Origin of the sequence: Psychrobacter sp. PG1 (assembly GCF_014897815.1) — a bacterium.
Classification (GTDB): domain Bacteria; phylum Pseudomonadota; class Gammaproteobacteria; order Pseudomonadales; family Moraxellaceae; genus Psychrobacter.
Window position 1 is genome coordinate 23,640 of record NZ_JABUZG010000082.1, and the last position, 6,330, is coordinate 29,969.

The window sequence follows — 6,330 nt, forward strand, 5'->3', positions numbered from 1 at the left end:
TACTTATGACCAGCGCTTTTGTATTTAGTGATGACACCATTTTATGCCGCCAGCAACCTAATGGATGGTGGCCGGTGCAGCTTGAATTACCCCCATCCGCTACACATTCAGATGAGGAGACCCAGCTTGCTTATCAAGTTGGTCATGTCACGCTACTCGAAAGCCTAGCACCGCGTCACTGGTCGCCTGATGTCAATCATACTAACGCGAGTGTAGATACTCTGAAGTATGCCGATATTTTAAAAAGTTCCCATACTCTAGAAAGTGCCGACAGTTCGATTGATACTCCCCACACCTTTACTGCGCAAGCGGCTAGCGCCATTACTTATGACTATGCAATTGCACATCATATTGCATTGCCTATCATCGCTGAGGGCAGTGGCAATGCTTTTGTTCCTTACCGCCAGCTGATTACTCAGTTGCCCGTGGCTTTGTCCGATCAGCTTAGCCAAGCGATGCAGTTATTACGCTGGCAAACAGATACACAGTTTTGTAGTCGCTGTGCTGCCCCAACCATTCATGCCAAACGAGATGAGCGTGCCATGGTCTGTCCAGTGTGCCGATTGCGCCAATACCCACGTGTACAACCCTGTGTCATCACAGCTATTACTCGCCCGAATCCGCAAACCGGTGAAATGCAGATTTTGCTAGCCCATCATCATCGTTATGGACAGCAAAAAACAGCGCCTCATTTATTACAGTCGCCACAACCGTTACTATATGGTTTGATTGCAGGCTTTGTAGAAGTGGGTGAAAGCCTAGAACACGCGGTGGTGCGCGAAGTGGCAGAAGAGGTGAATATCAGCCTATCAGATATTCGGTACGTCAGCAGTCAGCCATGGCCGTTTCCGTCTAATTTAATGCTAGGCTTTCGAGCTTCTTATGCAGCTGGTGAACTTATCATTCAAGAAGATGAGCTGTCGCACGCCGATTTTTTTGATCTGTCAAATTTGCCAAAAATACCCTCAAAAGGTAGCATTGCTTACGAGCTGATCGCACAAATTGCCAATGAGCAAGGTATTTTGCTTTAATCTATAATATCAATGCAGCATTTATCAATATCGTTATTATCCTATTATTCTAATGTCAGCACTCAGAGCACACTTAGCACTGATATTAAGGTTTTAAAGCATATGCAAAGCACCACTAGTAAAAATAGCACCCATATCCGTCTCACCAATTTGCCAATCTTGTTCGACACTTTGGATATAGAGCGCTTACCTGCGGACATACAAGCGAAAATCTCATATATTGATGCTTGTTTACCGCAAACACAATGTGGGCTTTGCGAGCACCCAGATGGCTGCTTACCCTATGCCGCTGCTATCGTGCTAGACAATGAGCCATACAACAAATGTGTACCCGGTGGTCAACCCGTTACCAATGCTATCGCTCAAATTATTAATATAGATAGTCATGAAGCGATACTTAGCGCTGCGCCGTCTCAGTGGCCAATAGATGCGAACTCTGAACGTCCGACTGAGGTACGTGCGGTGATTCGTGAAGATGATTGTATCGGCTGCACCAAATGTATACCTGCCTGCCCAGTCGATGCTATTGTGGGTACTGGTAAGCACATGCATACTATCTTTACGGATTTATGCACCGGCTGCGAGCTTTGCATCGCTCCTTGTCCAGTCGACTGCATCGATTTGGTCACTGTTGAACGGGAGCTGTCTAGCTCTGAACGTACCACAGAGCAAGAAGATTTAAGACAGCGCTATCATACTCATTTAAGACGCGTCACCGAGCAGCTGGCGGATAGTAGCAATAGTAGACCTGTGGTCAGCATGGTTGAAGCAAAACTGAACAATGCCGCTAGTCAATCGTTGAATATTAGCGAAGCGCAGGCAAAAAACACCATTGCCGCAGCGAAGCTACGTAGTAAAATTAAAAAGCTAGAAAAGCAGCTGAGTGTCCGTCCAAATGAGAGCAAACAAGTAGAGCTTGACGCATTGCAAGTGGAGTTAAGTCAACTTTAACAGCGTAATTGTCATTTGTTAAACAGTCTACCCAACATCGCTAAAATAAATTTATTCCGATATCTTGTATCAGTTATTAACTATCAATAGCCAAAAAATAGTAAGAATACTATGAGTAAAACCGTCAAACACAAAACTGCCGATACCCCGCCATCGAGACGAATGCCCAATCGTGACGTGCGTCCATTTTTTGAAAAGCTGGCAGTGACGATTGATGAGCCAGTTACGGAATTGAATTATAAGAGTAATTTTGAGCTGCTGATCGCGGTCATCTTGTCTGCGCAGGCGACGGATGTGAGCGTCAATATTGCTAGCAAGCAATTATATCCCGTAGCAAATACACCTGAAGCAATCTTGGCATTGGGTGAAGACGGTCTAAAATCTTATATCAAAAATATTGGCTTATACAATGCCAAAGCCAAAAACGTCATCAAAACTTGCCATGATTTAATTGAGAAATTTAATAGCACCGTCCCTGATAATCGCAAGGACTTAGAATCTCTCGCTGGCGTTGGTCGTAAAACCGCCAATGTGGTGTTAAATACCGCCTTTGGTCAGCCAACCATGGCGGTCGACACTCATATCTTTCGGGTGGGTAATCGTACGGGGCTGGCTACTGGCAAGAACGTCTTGATCGTTGAAAATAAGTTGGTCGAGCGTATCCCAGAGGACTTCATCGTGGATGCGCATCATTATCTTATCTTACACGGGCGCTATACCTGCCAAGCTCGTACACCCAAATGCGGGGCGTGCCCTGTTTATGACGAATGTATGTTTAAAGACAAAGCCAAGTTTTTGGAGCTATAACTTTTAGAACGATCGCTTTTAGAACGACAACTGCTCTAGGGCGTGTCCTCAATTCAATCAATTACTTTCTAAATGGGCTAAAAATAGCTAAATTTTGCCAAACATCGTCAAATAGCTTCTTAATATCTCGATATTATGTGCGCTATTTTCCTTGTTTGACGGCAATTTATCTCATTTTTATCACCATTTTTAAAATGAGGACACGCCCTAGTTATAGAAGGTTTAATTTATCTACTTTATATAAATAAAACATGAATAGCGTGGTTAAAAAGGCAGTAGACGCCTACTTACTTTTGTAAACATTATTTAAAAATCAGGAAGCCATATGCAGACACTGACCGCGCTATTATTCGATGATTTTGAGACTTTAGATCTATTTGGACCTATCGAGATGTTTGGCTGCTTACCTGAGCATTATCGTCTGCAATTTACCTCCTTAAACGGCGGCATTATCCATAGTAAGCATGGCGTTGCGATGCAAACAGTCGCTGTCACCGAGTTAGCGCATCAGACTGATATTTTATTGATGGTTGGCGGCATGGGTACTCGCCAGCAAATCAATCACCGACCATTTTTGCAGACGTTAATAACCTTGGTTGACCATGCTGATTGGGTACTTAGCGTTTGTACGGGTAGTGCATTGTTGGCTAAGGCTGGCGTCTTAGATGACAAGCGCGCAACGTCTAATAAACTGTCATGGCAATGGGTAATAGCGCAATCTGACAAAGTCCATTGGGCCGAGCAAGCACGCTGGGTTGTTGATGGCAAATTTTATACGTCCTCAGGTGTCAGTGCAGGTATGGACATGGCGCTTGGTTTTATCGCCGACAGACATGACATCGATACGGCGCGCCAGATCGCTCACTATACTGAATATCGCTGGCAAGAAAATAGCGAGATTGATGACTTTTACCATGGTTAATCCATGCCTAGTTACTTCTTAGTATTATCCATCGCTAGAGTTTTACCTCGATACACGGTAAAATGTGCTAATTTTTTTATTCGTTTTCGCCTTTTATTTTTATATACATTTAATAATGACTGAGTTCGTAGAATACAGTCCCTGCAATTAAGCGATCCCATTATGCGTGAATACAACTTATTTACCTCAGAATCTGTGAGCGAAGGTCATCCTGATAAAATGGCTGACCAAATATCAGATGCCATCCTTGACGCCATCTTACGTGAAGATTTGCATGCACGCGTGGCATGCGAAACCTTGGTTAAAACAGGTGCTGTGATACTAGCGGGTGAAGTCACCACGACGGCAAATATCGATGTTGAGCGTATCGTGCGTGATACCGTAAACGGTATTGGTTACCACCACTCAGACTTAGGCTTTGATGGCGAAACATGCGCGGTCATCAATATGCTCGGCAAACAATCTCCTGAAATCGCTCAAGGTGTCGATCGTAGCGACCCTGAAGAGCAAGGCGCAGGTGACCAAGGTCTTATGTTTGGCTATGCCAGCAATGAAACTGACGTGTTGATGCCAGCCCCTATCGAATTTGCTCACCGCTTGATGGAACGCCAATCTGAGCTGCGCCGCGCAGGCGAGTTGCCGTGGTTGCGTCCAGATGCCAAAGCACAAGTGACGTTAAGATATGATGGTAGCAAGCCTGTTGCCATTGATGCCGTGGTGCTATCAACGCAACACGATCCAAGTATCTCGCAAAAAGACCTGCAAGAAGCGATCATGGAATCTATCATCAAACAAGTATTGCCTGCTGAATTATTGCATGCTGGCACGCGCTATCATATCAATCCAACGGGTAAGTTTGTGATTGGCGGTCCTGTTGGTGATGCTGGATTGACAGGTCGTAAAATCATTGTTGATACTTATGGCGGTATGGCGCGTCATGGCGGCGGTGCATTCAGTGGTAAAGATCCATCGAAAGTAGATCGCAGTGCTGCGTACGCCGTGCGTTATGTGGCTAAGAACATCGTTGCGGCAGGACTTGCTGAGCGCTGTGAAATACAGGTTAGTTATGCCATTGGTGTCGCTGAACCAACCTCTATCTCTGTCAATACCTTTGGTACGAATAAAATCAGCAATGATGAAATCATCCGTCTGATTCGCACCCATTTTGACCTGCGCCCTTATGGCATTACCCGTATGCTAAACTTATTGCAGCCAATGTATCAGCAAACGGCGACTTTTGGTCATTTTGGTCGTCCTGGCTCTGAAACTGCATTTACGTGGGAAAAAACAGACAAAGCTGAGATCTTAAAAGCAGACGCTGGTTTGTAAAAATATAACTTTGCACCACCTACAAACCCTCTTTATAAATTTAAAATTACCGACACTTATTAGGAGTCGCTTATGTCTCAAGACAATATGCAAGACAGCAACATTCAAGACAGCAATGTTGACGCTAACATTGAGATTACCCCTGAAATGCAAGCATTTTACCAACGTGCTGATGCCATCATTGGTATCGCAAACAGTCAGTTGGGTTCTGAAGCGCATTCAGGACAAGTAGGCGCATCACTACTTTATGCAGCCGCACGTTATAGCGCATCTGTCGCTTCTATCGGCTTTGTCAAAGGCGATGACTTTGCCAAAGAAAAAGATGATATCGTTGAATTTTATGTCAAACAGTATCGCCAAATGCTGAGCGACAACCTGACTGATTATGCGCAGAACTTTGATAAATATGTTCAGCTTAATCAAGATGACAAAGCAGCCAAATAGTTCTATTGCCTTTAGCTGGCATTTATAAAACGACTGGTATAGTCAGTTCAATTTAAAAGTAGTACAAGGCAACCGAGTGTAGATGTATATTTAATACTTCAAGCGAGATTAACGCAGTAATATTTTTATAGTGGAATGACTATAGTGATGCTCAAACCCAAGCTTAATCATAGGCTTGGGTTTTTTATTAATCATGATTTGGTAGATGACTGCTGATAAATAGGCTACTATCAATTAAAACCACCTTGTTCATCACATGGTTGCAACCAGCTATCGATAACAGGGACTTACCGAACACTATTTATAAGGACATATGATTATGAACCACTTATTCAAATCATGGCGATTATGCCTGTCATTATTAGGGTTATCAGTCACTATTGCCTTAGCTGGCTGCAATAACATCCAAAGCATCGATACGCCTGACACCGCCCCTATTCATAGCACTGGGCACAGCCAACAGAACAGCGACAACCCTTTCATCAAATGCCCACCTTACAACCCTGAGCAAACGATGTGTACCGCGCAATATGATCCTGTGTGTGTCAAAGTAAAAACCAGCTCAGGATTTAGTTATCGCACTGCGGGCAACTCATGTTCGGCATGTGGCACAACGGCAGCAGTAGGTTATGTTAAAGGACAGTGCTCATAACCTTGCTTCATAACCTTGCTTCATAACCTTGCTTCATAACCTTGCTTCATAACTTTGCTTCATAACTTTGTGTAAATGCTTTATATCAAACTAAAAAAGACAATTAAATCATATAAAAAAGCACCCGCTTAATCATAGGCGGGTGCTTTTTTATGATCCTTGGATTCAACATCGAAGTGCAACGCACCCGAATC

7 protein-coding genes are annotated in these 6,330 nt (G+C 43.8%); all 7 read left to right on the top strand.

The genetic code is table 11. The features are described from left to right. Positions 1-5: 5 nt before the first annotated feature. The 7 genes from nudC (at position 6) to INT03_RS12595 (ending at position 6,136) form a co-directional block, all read left to right on the top strand. Positions 6-1,031 carry an NAD(+) diphosphatase gene (nudC, locus tag INT03_RS12565; protein WP_193009217.1) on the top strand — a complete coding sequence of 342 codons (1,026 nt, stop codon included), beginning with the start codon at positions 6-8 and terminating at the stop codon, positions 1,029-1,031. A gap of 102 nt (positions 1,032-1,133) precedes the next feature. Next, a complete protein-coding gene (locus INT03_RS12570; RefSeq protein WP_193009218.1) occupies positions 1,134-1,982 on the top strand; it encodes an RnfABCDGE type electron transport complex subunit B in 849 nt (282 codons plus the stop codon). Between the two features lie 111 nt (positions 1,983-2,093). After that, positions 2,094-2,789, top strand: coding sequence for an endonuclease III (gene nth, locus INT03_RS12575; RefSeq protein ID WP_193009219.1), 696 nt, complete (start codon positions 2,094-2,096; stop codon positions 2,787-2,789). Positions 2,790-3,114: 325 nt separating this feature from the next. Then, positions 3,115-3,711: a DJ-1/PfpI family protein gene (locus INT03_RS12580; protein ID WP_193009220.1), complete on the top strand. Its 597-nt coding sequence runs from the start codon at positions 3,115-3,117 to the stop codon at positions 3,709-3,711. Positions 3,712-3,873: 162 nt separating this feature from the next. Next, a complete protein-coding gene (metK, locus tag INT03_RS12585) occupies positions 3,874-5,040 on the top strand; it encodes a methionine adenosyltransferase (protein WP_045451444.1) in 1,167 nt (388 codons plus the stop codon). A 72-nt stretch (positions 5,041-5,112) separates the two neighbouring features. After that, positions 5,113-5,484: a DUF3144 domain-containing protein gene (locus INT03_RS12590; RefSeq protein ID WP_404644854.1), complete on the top strand. Its 372-nt coding sequence runs from the start codon at positions 5,113-5,115 to the stop codon at positions 5,482-5,484. Positions 5,485-5,803: 319 nt separating this feature from the next. Then, on the top strand, positions 5,804-6,136 hold the full coding sequence (locus tag INT03_RS12595) for a hypothetical protein (protein ID WP_060491391.1): 333 nt from the start codon (positions 5,804-5,806) through the stop codon (positions 6,134-6,136). Positions 6,137-6,330 lie beyond the last annotated feature (194 nt).

Coding starts and splice junctions, on each gene's coding strand:
- nudC (WP_193009217.1), top strand. CDS start 6: ATGACCAGCGCTTTTGTATTTAGTGATGACACCATTTTATGCCGCCAG.
- INT03_RS12570 (WP_193009218.1), top strand. CDS start 1,134: ATGCAAAGCACCACTAGTAAAAATAGCACCCATATCCGTCTCACCAAT.
- nth (WP_193009219.1), top strand. CDS start 2,094: ATGAGTAAAACCGTCAAACACAAAACTGCCGATACCCCGCCATCGAGA.
- INT03_RS12580 (WP_193009220.1), top strand. CDS start 3,115: ATGCAGACACTGACCGCGCTATTATTCGATGATTTTGAGACTTTAGAT.
- metK (WP_045451444.1), top strand. CDS start 3,874: ATGCGTGAATACAACTTATTTACCTCAGAATCTGTGAGCGAAGGTCAT.
- INT03_RS12590 (WP_404644854.1), top strand. CDS start 5,113: ATGTCTCAAGACAATATGCAAGACAGCAACATTCAAGACAGCAATGTT.
- INT03_RS12595 (WP_060491391.1), top strand. CDS start 5,804: ATGAACCACTTATTCAAATCATGGCGATTATGCCTGTCATTATTAGGG.